21 protein-coding genes are annotated in these 17,914 nt (G+C 41.9%); 13 read left to right on the top strand and 8 right to left on the bottom strand.

The window, feature by feature from the left end; all coding sequences use genetic code 11:
* Positions 1–645, top strand: a complete 645-nt coding sequence (locus CKO50_RS19535) for an HAD-IA family hydrolase (protein WP_095729510.1) — start codon at positions 1–3, stop codon at positions 643–645.
* Here the strand turns inward: CKO50_RS19535 and CKO50_RS19530 are convergent.
* Complete coding sequence (locus CKO50_RS19530; protein ID WP_095729509.1) at positions 631–1,233, bottom strand: nucleoside triphosphate pyrophosphatase; 603 nt, start codon at positions 1,231–1,233, stop codon at positions 631–633. The two genes, CKO50_RS19535 and CKO50_RS19530, sit on opposite strands and share 15 nt — an antisense overlap.
* Positions 1,234–1,352: 119 nt before the next feature.
* Between CKO50_RS19530 and yceD the strand changes: the two genes are divergently transcribed.
* The 9 genes from yceD to mltG all read left to right on the top strand — a co-directional run bounded on the left by yceD (position 1,353) and on the right by mltG (position 8,484).
* On the top strand, positions 1,353–1,877 hold the full coding sequence (yceD, locus tag CKO50_RS19525; RefSeq protein WP_010374009.1) for a 23S rRNA accumulation protein YceD: 525 nt from the start codon (positions 1,353–1,355) through the stop codon (positions 1,875–1,877).
* Between the two features lie 10 nt (positions 1,878–1,887).
* On the top strand, positions 1,888–2,058 hold the full coding sequence (rpmF, locus tag CKO50_RS19520) for a 50S ribosomal protein L32 (protein WP_010374010.1): 171 nt from the start codon (positions 1,888–1,890) through the stop codon (positions 2,056–2,058).
* A gap of 11 nt (positions 2,059–2,069) precedes the next feature.
* Positions 2,070–3,116, top strand: coding sequence for a phosphate acyltransferase PlsX (plsX, locus tag CKO50_RS19515; RefSeq protein ID WP_095729508.1), 1,047 nt, complete (start codon positions 2,070–2,072; stop codon positions 3,114–3,116).
* 53 nt (positions 3,117–3,169) lie between these two features.
* Positions 3,170–4,096 (top strand): ACP S-malonyltransferase, encoded by a 927-nt coding sequence (fabD, locus tag CKO50_RS19510; RefSeq protein WP_095729507.1) that lies wholly within the window; start codon positions 3,170–3,172, stop codon positions 4,094–4,096.
* A gap of 13 nt (positions 4,097–4,109) precedes the next feature.
* Positions 4,110–4,856: a 3-oxoacyl-ACP reductase FabG gene (gene fabG, locus CKO50_RS19505; protein ID WP_095729506.1), complete on the top strand. Its 747-nt coding sequence runs from the start codon at positions 4,110–4,112 to the stop codon at positions 4,854–4,856.
* A 216-nt stretch (positions 4,857–5,072) separates the two neighbouring features.
* Positions 5,073–5,309: an acyl carrier protein gene (gene acpP, locus CKO50_RS19500; protein WP_010374019.1), complete on the top strand. Its 237-nt coding sequence runs from the start codon at positions 5,073–5,075 to the stop codon at positions 5,307–5,309.
* A gap of 86 nt (positions 5,310–5,395) precedes the next feature.
* The gene (fabF, locus tag CKO50_RS19495; protein WP_010374022.1) at positions 5,396–6,634 is read left to right on the top strand and encodes a beta-ketoacyl-ACP synthase II; all 1,239 of its coding nucleotides are present in this window, start codon (positions 5,396–5,398) and stop codon (positions 6,632–6,634) included.
* Between the two features lie 33 nt (positions 6,635–6,667).
* Positions 6,668–7,507, top strand: a complete 840-nt coding sequence (pabC, locus tag CKO50_RS19490; RefSeq protein WP_095729505.1) for an aminodeoxychorismate lyase — start codon at positions 6,668–6,670, stop codon at positions 7,505–7,507.
* A 5-nt stretch (positions 7,508–7,512) separates the two neighbouring features.
* Positions 7,513–8,484 carry an endolytic transglycosylase MltG gene (mltG, locus tag CKO50_RS19485; protein ID WP_095729504.1) on the top strand — a complete coding sequence of 324 codons (972 nt, stop codon included), beginning with the start codon at positions 7,513–7,515 and terminating at the stop codon, positions 8,482–8,484.
* 56 nt (positions 8,485–8,540) lie between these two features.
* Here the strand turns inward: mltG and CKO50_RS19480 are convergent, their stop codons facing one another.
* The 7 genes from CKO50_RS19480 to CKO50_RS19450 form a co-directional block, all read right to left on the bottom strand.
* Positions 8,541–9,149 (bottom strand): MarC family protein, encoded by a 609-nt coding sequence (locus CKO50_RS19480; protein WP_095729503.1) that lies wholly within the window; start codon positions 9,147–9,149, stop codon positions 8,541–8,543.
* 118 nt (positions 9,150–9,267) lie between these two features.
* Complete coding sequence (locus CKO50_RS19475) at positions 9,268–9,651, bottom strand: hypothetical protein (RefSeq protein WP_095729502.1); 384 nt, start codon at positions 9,649–9,651, stop codon at positions 9,268–9,270.
* A gap of 105 nt (positions 9,652–9,756) precedes the next feature.
* On the bottom strand, positions 9,757–10,695 hold the full coding sequence (locus tag CKO50_RS19470; protein WP_095729501.1) for a LysR family transcriptional regulator: 939 nt from the start codon (positions 10,693–10,695) through the stop codon (positions 9,757–9,759).
* The gene (gene aceK, locus CKO50_RS19465; RefSeq protein ID WP_095729500.1) at positions 10,685–12,436 is read right to left on the bottom strand and encodes a bifunctional isocitrate dehydrogenase kinase/phosphatase; all 1,752 of its coding nucleotides are present in this window, start codon (positions 12,434–12,436) and stop codon (positions 10,685–10,687) included. Before aceK ends, CKO50_RS19470 begins: the two co-directional genes overlap by 11 nt.
* Positions 12,437–12,598: 162 nt before the next feature.
* Positions 12,599–13,075 carry a hypothetical protein gene (locus CKO50_RS19460; protein ID WP_095729499.1) on the bottom strand — a complete coding sequence of 159 codons (477 nt, stop codon included), beginning with the start codon at positions 13,073–13,075 and terminating at the stop codon, positions 12,599–12,601.
* Between the two features lie 65 nt (positions 13,076–13,140).
* The gene (locus CKO50_RS19455) at positions 13,141–14,661 is read right to left on the bottom strand and encodes a DUF3413 domain-containing protein (RefSeq protein ID WP_095729498.1); all 1,521 of its coding nucleotides are present in this window, start codon (positions 14,659–14,661) and stop codon (positions 13,141–13,143) included.
* Positions 14,662–14,665: 4 nt separating this feature from the next.
* On the bottom strand, positions 14,666–14,878 hold the full coding sequence (locus CKO50_RS19450; protein WP_010374035.1) for a DUF1414 domain-containing protein: 213 nt from the start codon (positions 14,876–14,878) through the stop codon (positions 14,666–14,668).
* Between the two features lie 65 nt (positions 14,879–14,943).
* Here CKO50_RS19450 and yejK point away from each other — a divergent pair, with 65 nt between their 5' ends.
* The 3 genes from yejK to CKO50_RS19435 all read left to right on the top strand — a co-directional run bounded on the left by yejK (position 14,944) and on the right by CKO50_RS19435 (position 17,603).
* Positions 14,944–15,957 (top strand): nucleoid-associated protein YejK, encoded by a 1,014-nt coding sequence (gene yejK / locus CKO50_RS19445; protein WP_095729497.1) that lies wholly within the window; start codon positions 14,944–14,946, stop codon positions 15,955–15,957.
* 154 nt (positions 15,958–16,111) lie between these two features.
* The gene (locus tag CKO50_RS19440) at positions 16,112–17,188 is read left to right on the top strand and encodes a porin (protein ID WP_095729496.1); all 1,077 of its coding nucleotides are present in this window, start codon (positions 16,112–16,114) and stop codon (positions 17,186–17,188) included.
* A 10-nt stretch (positions 17,189–17,198) separates the two neighbouring features.
* Positions 17,199–17,603, top strand: a complete 405-nt coding sequence (locus tag CKO50_RS19435; RefSeq protein ID WP_095729495.1) for a phosphate ABC transporter substrate-binding protein — start codon at positions 17,199–17,201, stop codon at positions 17,601–17,603.
* Positions 17,604–17,914: the final 311 nt, after the last annotated feature.

Below are 17,914 nucleotides of genomic sequence, written 5' to 3'. Positions count from 1 at the left end.
ATGCAGTATAAGTGTGTAATTTTCGACTGGGATGGCACCGTCATGGACTCTGTACCAAAAATCGTAAATACCATTCATTTGGCTGCAAAGTCATGCAATATAACGCCAGTAAGTGATAGTGAAGTGAAAAGCATTATTGGTTTGTCTTTGCCTGTGGCGATGCAGGTATTATTTCCTCATCATGAAGATAAAGCCGAATCGTTAGCCAACGCATACAAATACATTTACTCAAATGAAGATGACACGCCATCACCTATATTCGAGGGCGTGGAGTCATTACTTGGTAAGCTTCGCGACAGAGGAGTAAAAATTGCGGTCGCCACAGGAAAAAGCCGCACGGGTTTGAACCGATTGATGGCTCAAAATGGGCTTACTGATTATTTTGTCACGACACGAACGGCTTGCGAAGCTGAATCTAAACCACACCCAGACATGTTACTGCAAATATTGACAGAACTTGGCGTAGATGCAAAAGATACCGTTATGGTGGGCGACTCTGTTATTGATATGAACCTTGCAAGCAACGCCGGTGTTGACGCGATCGGTGTCACTTTAGGTGTGGCCTCTAGAGACGAGTTATCGCAAACTTCGGCTGCCCATATTTGCGATAACTATCAAGACTTGTCTAACCTATTGTTGGCCTGATTGCTCAGCGAGCACATCAATACCAAATGTGAGCAGTGTTTTAGTGAGTTGAATAAGGGGAAGGCCAATCAGGGTATTGGGGTCTTCTCCTTCAAGTTTATCAAACAGACAGATCCCTAACCCTTCGCTTTTAAAGCTGCCAGCACAGTTGTAAGGTGTTTCCGCATCACAATAGTTACTGATCTGTGCTTGGGTAAGCTGGCGAAAGTAAACGTAGAACGGTACTACTTTAGTGACCGTTTTGCCGCTTTCAATGTCGAAAACGGTTAAACCAGTCAAAAAAGTCACGCGATTATTACTAAATAGGCTTAGTTGCTTAATCGCGTTCTCTTTATTATGCGGCTTTCCTAGGATCTCACCGTTGAACAGCGCGACTTGGTCTGAACCAATCACCACACCTTGTTGATATTTTGCTATTGCTGCTTTGGCTTTTGATTCGCTCAACCGTGCAACAAGTTGCTGCGCTGATTCACCTTCGAGTGTTTGCTCATCTACATCCGGTGAAAAAGATGCAAAAGGAAGCATTAATTTTTTCAAAATTGACTGCCTAAATGACGAACTTGAGGCTAGAATAAGGGGCGTTTTCATGAGATTTTTATCTTTGTGACAACATAGCCAACAGGATAATGCGCAATAACGCGAAAAACAAAGGGAAAGTGTATTTTTACTTTGACTAACACAGTAACTATCTATATGATGCAGCCCCTATGCAAAAGGTGAAAATTCCCATCACTATTGATCCATGCAGAGCAGCGCAACGTCGAGCATCTTATGACGGTGTTGTAATGCTTGAAGAACTTTCTCGATTGCAGCAAGTTGTGCGTGATCAAAATAGTGAAATAGCGGTAGACATTCATTTCAACATCGACGAACAAGGTTTGGTTGTTGTGCAAGGCAAAGTCCGAGCTCATCTAACAGTTGTATGTCAGCGTTGTAATGATGAATTAGGGTTGGATTTGGAACAAGACTTTGCGTATTCGCCAGTCGGATTAGGTGCAGAGTCGGATGATCTTCCCGAGCGTTATGATGTGTTGGAACTGGATGAAGAGGGTGAAGTTAATCTAAGACAAATCGTCGAAGATGAACTGCTACTCGCGATTCCGATAGTCCCGACGCATGATGAAGCACTATGCTCTTATTCTGATAAGCCAAAGAGCTTTGGTGAAATTGAAGCAGAAGATAGCAAACCAAATCCATTTGAAATTTTGAAACAACTTAAGAAAGATTCTTAGGAGAAGGCTAATGGCGGTACAAAAAAGCAAGAAGTCACGGGCACGTCGTGGTATGCGTCGTTCACACGATGCGATCAGTGGACCAGCTCTAACTGTAGATCAGGTTTCTGGCGAGACTCATCGTCGTCACCACGTGACTGCTGACGGTTACTACAAAGGCGTTAAAGTAATTTCTAAGTAAGAGATTACTTTATGCTGACCGATCTAACCATTGCGTTAGATATGATGGGGGGCGATTACGGCCCCCGTTCATCTATCCCCGCAGCTATCGCTGCTGTGCTTAAGCACCCAAATCTAAATTTAATCCTCTGTGGTAATCAGCAAGTTATTGAAAGTGCTTTGACTAAAGCTAATATGCTGGATCATCCAAGACTCAAAATTAAACACTGTAAAGAAGTCGTCACTAACAGTTGTGAACCTGCCTCTGCACTTAGAAATAAAAAGCAGTCTTCAATGCGTATAGCGCTTGATTTGGTGAAATCTGGCGAAGCGCAGGCTTGTGTTAGTTCAGGAAATACAGGTGCGCTCTTTTTTATGGCCCACTATGTGTTAAAAATGTTGCCCGGTATTAAGCGTCCCGCGTTAATCTCAGCCGTTCCAACAGAGAAAAAACAACCTGTTTATTTGCTTGATCTTGGTGCGAATGTGCATTGTGATCCTGAAACCCTCTGCCAGTTTGGTATTATGGGTTCAATCGTTGCAGGAGAGGCATTAAATATTCCTTCACCTAAAGTGTGTTTGCTAAACATTGGCTCTGAAGAAATCAAAGGCCATGATGGTATCAAGCAAGCTGCAAAATTAATGAAATCCTCATCTGTTATTAATTATCAAGGTTATTGTGAGGGGAGCGATATGTTTTCTGGCAAAGCCGATGTTATTGTGTGTGAGGGATTTGTCGGTAATGTTGCCTTGAAAACCTGTGAAGGGATCGCCAAACTCATCATGCATAAGTTTAGCAAAGCGTTAAAAAAGCACTTTTTTTATAAAGCGTTGGCTTTTTTACTTCGACCCGTTATAAAAAAATTGTATAGAAGGGTGAACCCCGACCAGTATAACGGCGCAAGTCTGGTAGGATTGCGCGGTATTGTTGTGAAAAGTCACGGAAATGCCACAACTAAGGCATTTTTAGCCGCGATTGAAGAAGCTGCGCAAGAAGTACAACGTAAGATCCCTGAAAAGATCCAAGCGGTGTTTGCTCAGGTCGACACAGAAAAACAACCGTCAGGTCCGCATCCCTAACACTGCTAAGTGACATGAGGACGTGGCGACAACAGAGAAAATAAGAGCACAATATGTCACAAAAAATCGCATTATTTTTCCCAGGACAGGGCTCACAAAGCGTGGGCATGTTATCTGAATTATTAGCATCTTCCGACATCGTTAAAGCGACGTTCGCTGAAGCGTCAGAAGCACTAGGCTACGATTTAGCCGAACTTGTGCTAAATGGTCCTGAAGCAGAATTAAACCAAACGCACCGTACTCAACCGGCATTATTAACCGCAAGTGTTGCTATCTTTAGAGCGTGGCAAGAGAAAGGCGTTGAAGCTGAATTGACACTAGCTGGCCATAGTCTAGGTGAATACTCTGCATTAGTATGTGCAGAAGTATTAACCCTTGCAGATGCCGTTAAATTAGTTGAAAAACGTGGTTTATACATGCAAGAAGCGGTTCCTGCTGGCACGGGTTCAATGGCGGCAATTATTGGTTTAGATGATGACGTGATTGCTAAGGTGTGTGCCGAATCTGCACAGGGGGACGTTGTTTCGCCGGTAAACTACAACTCACCAGGTCAAGTGGTGATTGCGGGTCATGTTGAAGCAGTAAATCGAGCCTCTGAAGCGTGTAAAGAAGCAGGAGCTAAACGTGCATTGCCACTTGCAGTTAGTGTTCCATCTCATTGCGCATTAATGAAACCTGCGGCTGATAAATTAGCTAAAGATCTTGAAGCACTCGCTTTTTCAGAGCCAAAGTTTGATGTGATCAACAATGTTGACGTTGCTGTTGCAAAAGATGCTGCAGCAATAAAAGATGCGCTTATTCGTCAGCTCTATAGTCCTGTAAGATGGACTGAAACTGTACAAGCGGTTGCGAAAGAAGGTGTTACAACAACTTTTGAGTTCGGCCCTGGTAAAGTGATTTCGGGTCTTGTTAAACGCATCGACCGCTCAGTGTCGTGTGTGTCGGTAAATGATTTAGCTGCCATTGCAGCAGCAGAATAATAACGAGAGCATTATGAGTAATTTATTTTCTTTAGAAGGAAAAGTAGTACTAGTAACGGGTGCTAGCCGTGGTATTGGTAAAGCAATCGCTAACGCCTTAGTGGCACAAGGTGCAAAAGTTGCGGGTACTGCAACGAGTGAGTCTGGTGCAGAGCGTATCTCTGAATATCTAGGCGAAAATGGGAAAGGTTATGCGCTAAACGTGACAAATGTCGACTCAATCGCAGCAACTTTGGATGCAATCAAAGCAGACTTAGGTGAGATCGATGTGTTGGTAAACAATGCTGGTATCACACGCGATAACTTGCTGATGCGCATGAAAGATCAAGAGTGGGATGACATCATCGATACTAACTTGTCATCTATTTTCCGCTTATCAAAAGCGGTACTTCGTCCAATGATGAAGAAGAAAAATGGCCGTATCATTAACATTGGTTCAGTAGTGGGCACTATGGGTAATGCGGGTCAAGCTAACTACGCAGCTGCAAAAGCGGGTGTAATAGGTTTTACAAAATCATTGGCGCGTGAGGTTGCATCTCGTGGTATTACGGTAAATACTGTAGCACCGGGCTTCATTCAGACAGATATGACGGATGAGCTAACTGATGAGCAAAAAGCAGCAACTTTGGCGAATGTACCAGCAGGTCGTTTAGGTCAGCCTGAAGAAATCGCAGCGGCTGTGGTTTATTTAGCATCAGATGTCGCAGCGTATGTTTCTGGTGAAACTTTGCACGTAAATGGTGCGATGTACATGGTTTAACTCGCTAAGATCACAAATTAATTGAAATTTTTGTGATCTTGTCGACAACGTACTTGAAATCGTCACGAAAATAGGCGATAAAAAGATCCAAAGCTTTGTAACAGGTTTGACCAGAAAAAAAAGTACGGGTCAATCCTTGAATCCCAGAATGATGCGTCGTAAACTGCGCCGCAATCTGAAAATTAACGCAGTAGCGTTTAAATAAAGGAAAGAAGAATGAGCGACATCCAAGAACGCGTAAAGAAAATTATTGTTGAACAACTAGGTGTTAAAGAAGAAGAAGTTAAATCGGAAGCGTCTTTCGTAGATGATTTAGGTGCTGACTCTCTAGACACTGTTGAGCTTGTAATGGCGCTAGAAGAAGAGTTCGATACAGAGATCCCTGATGAAGAAGCTGAGAAAATCACTACTGTTCAGGCAGCTATCGACTACGTTACTGCTCACGCTGAGTAACTAGCTTTTCTATTAGGGCAGCACTCGCTGCCCTAACTCTTTCTAGACCCCCCAATTATTATAATAATCCCTTTTTGGAGGACACCGTGGCTAAACGTCGAGTCGTAGTAACTGGCTTAGGTATGTTGACGCCGCTGGGTAATGATGTTGCATCTACCTGGCAGGGCTTATTAGAAGGCCGTAGTGGCATTCGCAATATCACGCATTTTGACACAGAAGGTTTCGGAACTAAGTTTGCTGGTTTAGTTAACGACTTTGATGTCACTGAGTACATTTCCCCTAAAGATGCTAAAAAAATGGATGTCTTCATCCAGTACGGTATCGCAGCAGGTGTACAGGCTTTAAAAGACTCAGGTCTTGAAGTTAACGAAGAGAATGCCGCTAGAGTTGGTGTAGCCATCGGCTCTGGTATCGGTGGCTTAACGCTAATTGAAGAAAACCACGTTAAGCTATTAAATAGCGGTCCACGCAAACTTTCTCCGTTTTACGTTCCTTCTACCATTATTAATATGATCTCTGGTCACTTGTCCATCATGCATGGCTTGAGAGGCCCAAATATTTCGATTGTGACAGCATGTACAACTGGCCTTCATAATATTGGTCATGCGGCACGTATGATTGCATACGGCGATGCGGATGCGATGGTTGCAGGCGGCGCTGAAAAAGCGTCAACCCCAATTGGTATGGGTGGTTTTAGTGCAGCTCGTGCGCTCTCTACGCGTAACGATGATCCGCAAGCGGCTTCTCGCCCTTGGGACAAAGACCGTGACGGTTTTGTGCTAGCTGATGGAGCGGGTGTTATCGTTCTGGAAGAGTATGAGCATGCGAAAGCACGTGGTGCGAAGATCTACGCTGAACTGGTTGGTTTTGGTATGAGTGGCGATGCATATCACATGACATCACCACCAGAAAATGGTGCTGGCGCTGCACAAGCCATGGTTAATGCATTAAACGACGCAGGGATCAATGCAGAGCAGGTTGGCTATATCAACGCACACGGTACTTCCACTCCAGCGGGTGATGTTGCAGAGACGCATGCTGTTAAGTCGGTATTTGGTTCTGCGGCAAAAGATGTGATGGTGAGCTCGTCTAAATCAATGATGGGTCACTTACTTGGTGCTGCGGGCTCAGTTGAATCAATTATTTCAATTCTGGCGCTGCAAGACCAAAAAGTAACGCCGACCATTAACTTAGATAACCCAGATGAAGGCTGTGATTTAGATTATGTGCCTCATACTGCCCGTGATGCGAAACTAGAGTACACTTTGTGTAACTCGTTTGGTTTTGGTGGAACAAACGGTTCATTGCTATTTAAAAAGGTGTAGATCAGCCTTAGTAATCTAATAGCAAAGTAGGTTATGATAAAAAAGCTCGGCAATGCCGAGCTTTTTTATGTTTTGGATACCCTTAAAAAGGAAAGTGATGTGGAGAATCAACAGCTTTTTTCTTGCACTAACAGAGGATTGGCCTATGGCGATGGCTTCTTTACCACCGCGTTAGTCCGTGATGGAAATGTTGATTTGTGGCCACTTCATAGAAACCGACTGGTGGAATGTCAGCAGCGCTTGGGCTTTCCTGAGTTACGACTAGGTGAAATCGAGTCTTTGGTTCAAGAGCAAGTTAAAGATAAAAGGGAAGCGGTGCTAAAGCTCCTTATCACTCGAGGGGAAGGGGGTCGTGGTTATCAAGCTCCTGAGACGCCTGAGCTGAGTGTGAGTATTCAGATCTTACCTTTTCCTTCACACTATACAACTTGGCAGCAGAGTGGGATTGAGGTTGTATTAAGTAGGGTACAGCTAGGTATTCAGCCGTTATTAGCTGGATTAAAGACACTGAATCGGTTAGAACAAGTACTTATTAAACAAGATGCACAGACATTGGTTTGTGACGATGTCATTGTGACGGACATCAATGATAGGGTGATTGAAGCGTCAGCGGCAAATATCATCATGATTAAAGACAACATGTTGTATACACCAGATCTTAGTGGCTCAGGCATTAAAGGCGTGTTTTTAACCGCACTTGCAAGTAAACACGATATAAGGGTCAAAAATATAGCTTTTGACGAGTTAAAAGCAGCTGATGGTGTCTTTATTTGTAATAGTTTAATGCAGTTGGTACCTGTAGTAAGAATTGAGAATAAACATTTCGATATCGCCGACTTACATAAATTGAAAAGGCGATTTTTAGGGAAGTAATATTAATGAAAAAACTGTTTATCATAGTCGCATTTTTGATAGCAGCAGCGTCATGGTGGTTATCTCAGCAAATAAATAAGGTTAAATTTGAACCACTTAATATCTCTGAGCCATTAGTTGAGATAAAGTCTGGGCAAACATTTAATCAGCTATGTCATCTATGGCAGCGTAGCGGGGCATTATCTAACTGCTTTCCTTATCAACTTTATAGTAAGTTAGACCCTAAACTATTCGCGTTACAAGCGGGTTTTTACGATCTTAAAGGTCTAACGGTACTAGAGGCCATCAGCAAAATTAGTCGTGGAGAGCAACACAACTTTAGCTTTACAATCATTGAAGGGATGCCCATTTGGGAAGTCAAAAACAAGCTACTTAGCGCCCCCTACTTAAGGCAAGACATTGATAAGCTCACAGCACAACTGAATTTATCGCAAAGTTCAGCTGAAGGGTGGTTGTACCCCGATACTTACCATTATCATGGAAATGACTCAGCGCTGCGCTTACTTAAACGTGCCCATACCAAAATGCAGAGTGTGCTTGAAAAGGAATGGCAAAATAGAATGCCAGATCTTCCTTTAAACACGCCTTATGAAGCCTTGATCTTGGCTTCGATTATTGAGAAAGAAACGGGCGTAGTTGCAGAAAGAGATAAAGTAGCCTCCGTTTTTATCAATCGCTTACGTAAAGGTATGCGTTTACAGACAGATCCAACCATTATTTATGGTATTGGTGAGCACTTTGATGGTGACATTAAACGTGAAGATATCCGTGAAAAGACACCATATAACACTTATCGGATTGATGGTTTGCCACCGACACCCATTGCAATGCCGTCTCGTGCCGCTATCCATGCAGCACTTAATCCAGCAACAACCGAATACTTGTACTTTGTTGCGTCAGGAGATGGTGGACACCACTTTTCGAAAACACTTACTGAACACAATAAAGCGGTGAAGAAATTTATTTTGAAACAATGACATTGCAAGAGAGCTGGCGTTGAAAGAGAGGGCTAGCCCTCTCGTTACTCTCTATATTACAACATAAAATATTCTTTAATACCCGCCAATACACTAGATACTGCAACGGAAGCTAAAATAAGTCCCATTACTCGGCTGACGATACTTGCGCCACTGTCACCAATCCATTGGTGAATTTTTGTTGCAAGCAGTAAGAATATCAACACGATAGCCAATACGCTGAGCATAATAATCGATGTTTGGAGTTGTTCAAATACATTGTTTTCGCTGTTTTTAGTAAGCAAAACGGCTGCCAACATTGCTCCTGGACTTGCGATGGAAGGCATCGCTAAAGGGAAAATAGCGGTGTCGGATGCTTTACTGTCTAACTTAATCTCTTCACTTGGCTTGCCTTCGCCAAAAATCATTGTCATGGCAAAGATGAATAGTACGATGCCACCGGCAATCGCGAACGCAGGTAGGGGAATACCAATCGCGTTTAAAATGATTTCACCCGCAATAATAAAAAACAGCAACACAATGGCTGCAACCAGTGTCGCTTTAACCGCTATTTTTCGTTTTGTCGTAATATCAAAGCCTGTGGTGGTTGCGATAAATACCGGAATAGTGCCAATGGGGTCGATGACCGCAAAGAAAAAGATGAACGTTGAGATATAGTGTTCCATAGTTCCCTATTATGAAATAAAGGTTGTTCACAAATTGCTTATGATTGGCCATCAGTTATTGACCAACGGCAAATAATATCACTAATTTCATGACTTTATTCTGAATATTCACTTAATTTTATTTATTTTTTGCATTCACAGTATGTACCCAAGCTACTGCATCATTGTAGTTCTCGAAGTTCTTAATCGCTAAGCCGTGCTTGTCAGCAAATGCTTCAATTAATCCACTTTTAGTGTCCGAGGGGGAGATAACTCGGGCAAGAGCAATCCCATCAACAAATTGATTGAGTTTTTGTAAAACGGCTAGCACGCTTGGATAGTCGTAGGTGATATGTAATTGAGAGACGTCGATAACTAAACTCTTTAGCTGATTCGATTTAAGTGCAAGCCCTAAATTTTTGTACATCTCTATGATATTGGCTTCCATGCACTCCCCGTATGCGGCTGCGTGGATAAGTTCCTCTTTACTATCAATCGTTGCTCTATAAGAGAATTTCGCCATGCTTTATTGCACCTTTTATGCATATAGATAAAAGGATAGTTCAATTAGCTGGCGATACCAATTTCAAAAAGCGCACCTAAGCAAAGCTGCTGACTAGTTATATTGTTATGCTAGTTCTTCAGCTACCTCAGCAATTTTTTGTCTCAACCAAATGTGACTCGCATCGCGGTGTAATAGCGGGCTCCAAATCATATCTAACTCAAATGGCGGAATAGGGAATGGCGGCTCCAGAACCGCTAAGGTCGGGTCATCACGATAGATATTCGCGGCTTTTGACGGTAATGTTGCAATTAAGTTCTGCTCTTTTGCCAAGTGAATTGCAACGTGATAATTACGCGTAAAAGTTGCGATGTTTCTGTGTTTTCCAAAGTGTGCAAGCGCTTCGTCAACCCAGCCAAGTTTCTGTACATCTGCAGGGTCCATTCCAACCCCAACACCAAATCCGGTTTTACTTACCCAAATATGGCGAGATTTTAAATAGGCATCAAGGGTAAAGTGGGTAATGACGGGGTTGTCGGATTTCACGAGGCAGCAAAAACTATCCTTCCAAATTCGTTTGTGGTGAAACGATTGCGGTAGATTTTCAAAGCGGTTAATTGCCATGTCTACCTTGCCATTTTCCACATCATGGAAAGTAACATCACTCGGCGTGAGAATATCAAGGGTCGTATCTGGTGCTTCTTCGTGAAGTTTAGTCAGGAGTTTTGGCGCAAGCGTACTCGCAGCATAGTCGCTAGCCATAATCCGAAAGACTCGATTACTACTCGCTGCTTCAAATTCCCTGTTAGGGGCTAAAGTTTCTTCCAAAGTCATGAGTATACCACGGATCACAGGCTGCAGCTCAAGTGCGCGCTCTGTTGGCACCATGCCTTCACTGGTACGTACTAAAATGGGGTCATTAAAGAGGTTTCTGAGACGCTTAAGACCATTACTCATTGCCGGTTGGGTAATACTTAATTGATTTGCGGCACGTGTTACATTGCACTCTCGAAGTAAGGTATCGAGGTAAACCAGCAGGTTAAGGTCAATTTTACTAATGTTCACTCAGTTTTCCTTTGTATTCTTCTTCTTTTTTGGCATCTTGGAGAAAACGATTTTCATGTGGATAAGGGTAAATATGTCTTACGACTCTCTCACGAATATCTCGTTGTGCTTGCTGCCAAAACAACACCTCAGCCAAATCAGCATGATGGTGCAGAAACATTTCCTTTAGTGTAGGATTTGTGAGAACAAATGTACACAACTGTTCAGGAAAGACGTCTTGTGGCGCACTGGAAATATCGCCAGAGTCGTACATATTATCAAGCTCTTGTTTTGGCAGCGCTCTAAAGTTCATTTCAGTAAGGTATTGCACTTCATCATAGTCATAGAAGATAACTCTGTGGTGTTTACTCACGCCAAAGTTTTTTAACAGCATATCTCCTGGAAAAATGTTTACAGCGAGCATTTCTTTGAGCGCATAGCCGTAATCTCTAATAACTTGCTCGCACGTTTCTTTATCGGCTTGCTGTACAAAGAGGTTGAGCGGTGTCATACGGCGCTCAATATACAAGTGTTTTATCACCATATTGTCCCCCTCAATACGTATACTTTGAGAGATAGAGTCCAGCAACAGCTGATAAAGGACTGGTGAAATACGTGTAAGTGGGAGTACCACATCGGAATATTCTATCGTATCTGCCATTCTACCCACGCGATCATGGCGTTTTACGAGTTGGTACCGCTCTAGAACGGTTGTTTTTGTAAATGGCTTGCTTTCTGGAAATTGGTCACGGATCACTTTAAAAACATAGGGAAAACTAGGCAGAGTGAATACCATCATCACCATACCGGGTGTACCTGGTGCGACTTCAAACTGTTCTTCAGAATTCGCTAAGTGGTGTAAAAACTCACGATAAAATTCGGTTTTCCCCTGTTTATGAAAGCCGATGGCGTTATAAAGCTCAGCCTTTGTTTTATTTGGCATGAGTTGATTTAAAAACTTAACTAGCGCAGATGGAGCATGGGTTTCTACTAAAAAGTAAGCACGCGCAAAACCGAAAATCACTCGCATTTGTGAGCTGTTGGTAAGCAGCGCATCGATCAGTAAGCCCCCTGTTTGTGCGTGTAATACCGAGATGATAAACGGCTGCACACCAGATTTAGATACCACTCGGCCGACAATATAGGCGCCTTTATTACGATAGAAAGGTGCGCTGAGGATATCGAAGCGCATTAGGTGCGCCTGATGATGCGTATTAGGTGCTTGTTTAAGAAACGCCTTAACGAGTAGTCGAATATCTCTATCTAAATCTTCAAATTTACAATGAAAGTCAATGTGTTCAATGATTTTTTTGATGGTAGGCTTGAGACCATTGACGACTGGGAAATAACTTCGATACTCAGCCTCTACAGGGAGCGACGTGGCATTAGCTAGTTGGGTTTCAACAAAAATGAAATCGCTATTGTAATATCGGCGGTGAAAGAGGCAGCAAAAGACTGAATTATAGAAAGTTTCAGCAAGCTCTGGTTGAGGGTGAAAGGTAAGACGTTCAAGGTAAGCCTGCTTGACTTGGTACCATAGCGATTCATCTAGTTGCGTCGAACCATAGAGTTGTATTAACTTCTGTGCGGTTTCATCAACTTTACTATCGTATTGGCTGATCCTCGCTTTACTTATTCGTTCTATCTCTCCCCAATTTTGAGAAGCAAAAGCGATTGGTGCCAACTTCGTAATTTTTACAAATGCGTGATAGTGGTTTTGGAAACCAGATAAAATTTGTTCTGCCAACTGCTGTTCTTGCATCTACATCCCTCATAAATTATCCACGCGAAGTGGTTTCACTTTACAAGGTAATGTACGAAAAGTCATCTGGTAATACCAGTAAGGCATTTGTATAGTCATAGCTAATGCTCATTGACCAAGTGCGACTCTCAAAAAAGCAATCAATGTAATTGAGCGGTTATATCACTCATATTCTTTTAGTTGCTTCTCTAATTTTGAAATCTCTTTCTCTAGTTTTTTAAGCGCTTTAGCATGCGCCTTATTAATGGCTTTTATTTCCTTTTTAACCTGCCTGACGACTTTTTTGCGCCTGTCTTCATTCATTAGTTTAGTTAATTTATCTTGTTGCTCTCTAACCGCGGTATCTCTTTTGCGATTGAGCACGGCTTTTTCATGGTGTTTGGCTCTGAGCGCACGCTTTGTCCTTTTCGCAATTTGGTTACGTTCCAAATTATTTAGCATTTTATAGTGCTGTTCCGAGGGAACTGAGGCTTTAGGATCGGATGTGGTTATTGTATGCTGGGTCGCATTGGCCGAGCAGGGAAATTGGCTAAAAACGATGCCTCTGTCGGTAGTGCATTTGAAGTATTTTACCGATGTTGCGGCGAAACAATGAGCAGAGACAAAAATCAGTAAAGGTAGTTTTAGATATAATTGCATATGGCATCCTTGCTGTAACAGTCAATATCTACTTAACAATAGATGACATCCCACTTTATTCAAGGTTATTGCGCTTCAGGGGCTGTGAATTTTTTTAATGTCTTAATACTTTGTATTAAAAATGGAATATCTAAATTGCCATTTAATACAAAGCCTTCCTTTGCTGATATCTGTTTGAAGCTACCATCTTGATTGACTAAAGTGATTTTGTCTTTTTTGAAGGCAACTAAGACACCTTGCGTAAAGTTAACGCCTTCTACATGAGAGCGAGTTTTAATGTTCGATGCCAGCATACTTTGTTGAGCAAGGGGATCACAGCCTAGATAAGAGCTTAACAGGGTATAGGTGATGTCATTGGGCTGCACAAGACCATAAGCATGAGCAAACAGGTCAATGTTGGTTACCGCAGAACTGGTTAATACTGTCGCTTTCTGTGCACTAATATCAATTGCCACGAAAGGCTTTGAACTATCAATGTCAATTTCGTCACTTACTTCAACGAGTGTTAATTTACTTGCTTGGTGAGAAGGAACAAAAGAGAACTCGCCGCCAGCATTGACGCTCATTAAGTCATTATCAATTGACCAAACTGGAACTTGCTGTTGCAGCAGGACAGACTCTTTATAATAACTCGGTAGACCATATATAAGGCTAAATAGTGCATCGCTACTATTTCCTGCTCGCAAAACAGAATCCATTCGGAACACGTTATTTTTACCGTCGTTCTGAAGCGCTGTTGCTGTTTTTTGAAAGAGCCTTTCATTTGTGTAAGCATAAACGTTGATAGGTTGCTCAGCGGTATCTTTCTTTTCTTTGCATACTGCTGAAATTACAGGAGCTTTGTATTTTGAATGCGTATCACCAATACTTAGCGAATGTGCTTCTTCATACTGTTCGATATCAAGTAAATCGTGTCTAGCGAGTAAGCTCTTTGCGGTTGTTGGGTAAGATAGGGGCAATACATTATCTTGCTTAGTGATATCGAAAAAGGCATTCGCATCAGCCCATATATGTAGGCTGTGACTGAGCGCGAAGCAGGTCACAATGGTGCCCGTTGCATAACGGGGGAATTTATAGGATTTAAGCTCGGCCAAATGACGCCAAGCATAATTTCCAGCGAGTAGCTCAAAAGTGAGCACCAACGCAAGCATTGCGATGGTGATGATGAGGTTAACTAGGGATGAACCGACTAACGCTTCCCACAATAAAACAAAGATATCGGAAAGCGAAGCCAGGTTTATATGGTAGCCAAGTTGTAGGTAAACAAAGGCATCCACCGTTAATACAACAATACCGACCGAGGCAATAATTGCAGCCATCCCGCGAATATGTCGTGGGTAAGGGAATATTAAGCTAAGCGGAAAGATAGTTAATACAAACGCACAAAAAGTGATAAAGCTGGTATGGCTTATCCATGTGATCAGCATATAAAACCAACCGACAAAGGTATTCGGCGCTTTGTCGGCGAACAAATAAACTGAGCTAATCAATAAAACTAAGCCAATGTTAGCAAAGGTAAACCAGTGTCCCCAGCTTAGTAATTGACTTGCCTTTGATGAAAAAGGGCTGTGCGGTGTAAGATTCATTCCGTTACTTTACTGATTGTGTAAGCGCTTTGGCAAAATTTTCGGCAACAGATTGTCTCTTACTCTCAGGAACATGTTCTTTTAGAATGTGCGTGATAGAATTACCCAAACACATTAAGCTGAGATCAACTGGTGCGTTTTGCGAGCTTAATACATTAACTAATTGGTCAACAATTTCTTCTACTTGTTTATTGGAATACTTTGATTGGATAGGCATCAGTTGGTTCAATTTATAAAAGCAATAATTCTTACATTTTAACATTAGAGGCGTGAAAAACAAAGATGAGCGTTGAGGTAAAAAAACTAGTTGTTCACTATGTAGACAAACAAGACGAAGATACCGAAATACATCTACGTGAAGATGAAATGCAAATCAATGACAAAGTTAATGTTTTCATTGAACAATTGCATCATGCCTACAATGGCAAACCGGGTAAAGGGTTCTGTGCTTTTAGCAGTGAAAAAAGCAGTGTAGTCGCGTCTGCGATGCAGAGTTATAGAAATAATGAGCTGAACTTTTGGAATTTAACCCAAGAAGCAACCAATGTGCTTAAAGAAGAGCTTAATAAATATGCGTTTCATGAAACCGGATATTTAGTGTTTTGTCATTATCAGTATGTTGCTAGCAATTTTATTATGATTGCTCTGATTAATATTAAAGAACATTACACAATTACCTCAGATTTAGACTTATCTGCAGCAAAACACTTAGATATTTCACGTATGCAATTGGCTGCGAGAATCGATTTAGATGCTTGGGATACGGCCGCAGAAGAGAACCGCTATATTTCCTTTATTAAGGGGCGTGCTGGTCGAAAAGTCGCTGATTTCTTTTTAGATTTTCTTGGTTGTGAAGAGGGGATCGATCCAAAGCAGCAATCGCAAACTATGTTACACGCGGTTGAGGATTATTTGTCTACACAGCAATATGAAAAGTCTGAAAAAGACGACATCCGTAAGGAGATTTTTGACTATTGTAACGACTGTGTTTCAAGCGGCGAGGACGCGGATGTTAATACACTATCTGAGGCGCTTTCTAAGTCTTCAGACGTAAAGTTTGAAGATTTTTATAAAGAGCAGGGCTATGAGCTGGAAGAAAGCTTTCCTGTTGATAAAAAGACAGTAACGAGTATGGTAAAGTTTTCTGGGCTTGGTGGCGGAGTGAGCGTTGGCTTTGAACGTAAGCATTTAGGTGAGCGAGTTATTTATGATGCTGCAAGCGATACACTTACAATTAAAGGTGTACCGCCTAACTTAAAGGATCAAATTGAACGTTATTATAACGACGAATCTTAGCCGTTAAAAAGCAGCGTAAGCTGCTTTTTTGTACCTATGTCATCCCTTTTTCCGCAAATATTTCTATCAATTTTCTGCTTTTGCTAGCATTTTCTTAAATTTAACTATACTTGCAATGTAGTACTTGTAGAACAAGCAATTGGGATGAATCACAATGAAGATGAAACTAGCTTTAGGTTGTACCCTTTGCCTTGCCTGTTTTTCAGGGCATGCAGAGGTTAACTTTTCCGGATTCGCAAGTATCAATGCTGGTAAGGTGCTGAGCGGAAGTGGTGTTCCACAATTCGGAATAAACGATCCAATATTTCTCGCCGATTATCCTATCGTCAGTGTTTACGACGAGGATATCTCATTTGAACCTGAAACACTGATGGGTCTTCAATTTAGTGCTGATCTAACCGAAGGATTAAGCGTTACTGGTCAGATTGTTGCGCGCGGTGCAGACGATTTTGATGCAAAGTTTGAGTGGGCTTATTTGTCCTATGAGATTAATGAGAATTGGACTTTCCAAGCAGGTAAAAAGCGGTTACCGCTATTCTATTATTCCGACTTTTACGATGTGGGTTACGCCTATATTTGGATGCGTGCACCCGCGGACAACTACACCTGGCAAATTTTTAATTACAATGGCATCAATATGCTTTACAGCGGTAGTATAGGTGACTGGTCATTAAGCGGGAATATTTACGCCGGTAAAGAAGACGATGATGACAATAAGCTGTTGAGCGAGTTTTTCTTTCAAGAGCCAACTAGAGAAATCTGGAAAGACATCCTAGGCGGCGTAATTCAAACCAGTAATGATTGGCTTGAGGTGCGTCTAACCCATATGCGTTACACCAACCTGCGATATCGTTCTGGAGAGCCCGTCTTATGGGAGGGGAGTGATGAGCGAGATGGCAAGTTTTATGGTTTAGCAGTAAATGCAGACTGGGGAAATTTCTTTATTTTATCTGAGCTAAATCGGTTGGATTTAGACGGTAATTTAGACACCAAGATGCTGACATTGGGCTACCGCTTTAACAGTATCACGCCATTCGTATCTTATGCAGATTTTGAAGGGGAGGGCGAGGATGCCGAAAGCCATGAAACTACTTCATTTGGAGTACGTTGGGATTTTCATTCCTCTGCGGCTTTCAAGATTCAGTATGATGAGGTGGAGGATAACTCTGTTGGTTTAGCGGTCTCGGGTGATAGTAAAGCCATTACAATTGGCATCGACATGGTATTTTAAGGAGAGAAGCATGAAAAAATTATTTTTACTTACTCTACTTTGCAGCACTTTTAGTTGCTTAGCCGTGGATGTCATTGTCAATCCTGCCAATACTTCTACACTTGATGAAAACGAAATTAAGCAAATTTTTATCGGTAAATCAAAGTCATTCTCCGATGGCTCTAAAGCACTTCCGATAACACAGGCTGATGGCTCGACGGTAACCGATGAGTTTAATGAAAAGGTACTTAATAAGTCATCGAGTCAGCTTAAAGCTTATTGGTCAAAATTAGTATTTACTGGAAAAGGGACACCACCAAAAGAAGCTGCTGATGATGCTGAGGTGCTCAAACTCGTTGCGAGTAACCCTAACCTAATTGGGTTTGTATCTTCGGGAGCTGCAGATAGCAGCGTTAAAGTGGTGAAGTCATTCTAGGAAGGGATATATCAATCTATCTTAATATTAGCTCAATTTGAAGGAGCAAATCTGACGCTAATTGTGTTAAAAATTTCTTATTTAGAACAACTAAATAGCAAATTTTTCGCCTTGCCTACATGGATGTAGGTACCTTGGAGATAGTAGGGCGGTAGCGGTATTATCGACAAGATTCCCTTACCTCAAAATAGATCACTTAATGAAGCAAATGGGTATAAAAGTAAGGCCCTTTATAAGGGCCTCAGATTGATGATAAACCCCGCTTTTTTAAGCGGGGTTTATTTTTCCCAGTTGTTGGAGCAGTTTTCTCT

Source organism: Pseudoalteromonas sp. HM-SA03, from assembly GCF_002289345.1.
Taxonomy (GTDB): Bacteria; Pseudomonadota; Gammaproteobacteria; order Enterobacterales; family Alteromonadaceae; genus Pseudoalteromonas.
Note: the sequence above shows the minus strand (reverse complement) of the source record. Positions and strands in the feature narration are given on the sequence as shown.

What these genes read in the sequence shown, in the direction of transcription:
- CKO50_RS19535 (WP_095729510.1), top strand. Translation starts at nt 1, where the DNA reads ATGCAGTATAAGTGTGTAATTTTCGACTGGGATGGCACCGTCATGGAC.
- CKO50_RS19530 (WP_095729509.1), bottom strand. Translation starts at nt 1,233, where the DNA reads ATGAAAACGCCCCTTATTCTAGCCTCAAGTTCGTCATTTAGGCAGTCA.
- yceD (WP_010374009.1), top strand. Translation starts at nt 1,353, where the DNA reads ATGCAAAAGGTGAAAATTCCCATCACTATTGATCCATGCAGAGCAGCG.
- rpmF (WP_010374010.1), top strand. Translation starts at nt 1,888, where the DNA reads ATGGCGGTACAAAAAAGCAAGAAGTCACGGGCACGTCGTGGTATGCGT.
- plsX (WP_095729508.1), top strand. Translation starts at nt 2,070, where the DNA reads ATGCTGACCGATCTAACCATTGCGTTAGATATGATGGGGGGCGATTAC.
- fabD (WP_095729507.1), top strand. Translation starts at nt 3,170, where the DNA reads ATGTCACAAAAAATCGCATTATTTTTCCCAGGACAGGGCTCACAAAGC.
- fabG (WP_095729506.1), top strand. Translation starts at nt 4,110, where the DNA reads ATGAGTAATTTATTTTCTTTAGAAGGAAAAGTAGTACTAGTAACGGGT.
- acpP (WP_010374019.1), top strand. Translation starts at nt 5,073, where the DNA reads ATGAGCGACATCCAAGAACGCGTAAAGAAAATTATTGTTGAACAACTA.
- pabC (WP_095729505.1), top strand. Translation starts at nt 6,668, where the DNA reads ATGATAAAAAAGCTCGGCAATGCCGAGCTTTTTTATGTTTTGGATACC.
- mltG (WP_095729504.1), top strand. Translation starts at nt 7,513, where the DNA reads ATGAAAAAACTGTTTATCATAGTCGCATTTTTGATAGCAGCAGCGTCA.
- CKO50_RS19480 (WP_095729503.1), bottom strand. Translation starts at nt 9,149, where the DNA reads ATGGAACACTATATCTCAACGTTCATCTTTTTCTTTGCGGTCATCGAC.
- CKO50_RS19475 (WP_095729502.1), bottom strand. Translation starts at nt 9,651, where the DNA reads ATGGCGAAATTCTCTTATAGAGCAACGATTGATAGTAAAGAGGAACTT.
- aceK (WP_095729500.1), bottom strand. Translation starts at nt 12,436, where the DNA reads ATGCAAGAACAGCAGTTGGCAGAACAAATTTTATCTGGTTTCCAAAAC.
- CKO50_RS19460 (WP_095729499.1), bottom strand. Translation starts at nt 13,075, where the DNA reads ATGCAATTATATCTAAAACTACCTTTACTGATTTTTGTCTCTGCTCAT.
- CKO50_RS19455 (WP_095729498.1), bottom strand. Translation starts at nt 14,661, where the DNA reads ATGAATCTTACACCGCACAGCCCTTTTTCATCAAAGGCAAGTCAATTA.
- CKO50_RS19450 (WP_010374035.1), bottom strand. Translation starts at nt 14,878, where the DNA reads ATGCCTATCCAATCAAAGTATTCCAATAAACAAGTAGAAGAAATTGTT.
- yejK (WP_095729497.1), top strand. Translation starts at nt 14,944, where the DNA reads ATGAGCGTTGAGGTAAAAAAACTAGTTGTTCACTATGTAGACAAACAA.
- CKO50_RS19440 (WP_095729496.1), top strand. Translation starts at nt 16,112, where the DNA reads ATGAAGATGAAACTAGCTTTAGGTTGTACCCTTTGCCTTGCCTGTTTT.
- CKO50_RS19435 (WP_095729495.1), top strand. Translation starts at nt 17,199, where the DNA reads ATGAAAAAATTATTTTTACTTACTCTACTTTGCAGCACTTTTAGTTGC.